The organism is Vibrio sp. 1288 (assembly GCF_033344475.1).
This window is the reverse complement of the sequence record NZ_JAWPOX010000854.1, coordinates 1-582: the sequence shown is the minus strand read 5'-3', so window position 1 is coordinate 582 and position 582 is coordinate 1. Positions and strand designations below refer to the sequence as shown.

The following is a 582-nucleotide window of genomic DNA, read 5'->3' as shown; positions in this document are numbered from 1 at the left end:
TCTGACCCACTTGGCTCTGGTTACCAAATCATTCAGTCGCTGATTGCGATTGGCTCGGGCGGTATGAAAGGCAAAGGTTGGATGAATGCCACACAAGGAACACTGGGCTTTATTCCAGAAAGTCATACCGATTTTATCTTTTCAACCTATGCGGAGGAATGGGGGTTCATTGGCTGTGTGGTATTGCTGACGCTATACCTATTTATTACAGCACGGGTGATGTTGCTAGCATGCCAATCTGAGCACTTTTTTAGTCGCTTAGTCAGTGGCACCTTGGCGATGAGCTTCTTCCTCTACGCCTTTATTAATACTGGAATGGTGAGTGGATTGTTGCCAGTGATGGGGAGCCCGCTTCCATTCTTTAGTTACGGCGGAACAGCCATGCTGACACAGGGCATCTGCTTTGGCGTAATCATGTCTCTGTGTTACTCCAAATACCGTAATACTTAGCGCTGCTCGCAACCATCAGCACGATCAAAAAAGGCTTCCCTCGGGAAGCCTTTTTTACAACAACGAAAGCTAAAAATTATAGCTCAGCGTTGTGGTATACCTGCTGAACGTCGTCGCAGTCATCTAGAAGGT

General features: G+C 47.1%; 1 protein-coding gene. It reads left to right on the top strand.

Annotation, left to right across the window (positions count from 1 at the left end; genetic code table 11):
* A partial coding sequence (locus R8O11_RS29740; protein ID WP_318195194.1) for an FtsW/RodA/SpoVE family cell cycle protein occupies window positions 1-450 on the top strand: 450 nt, incomplete at its 5' end.
* Window positions 451-582: the final 132 nt, after the last annotated feature.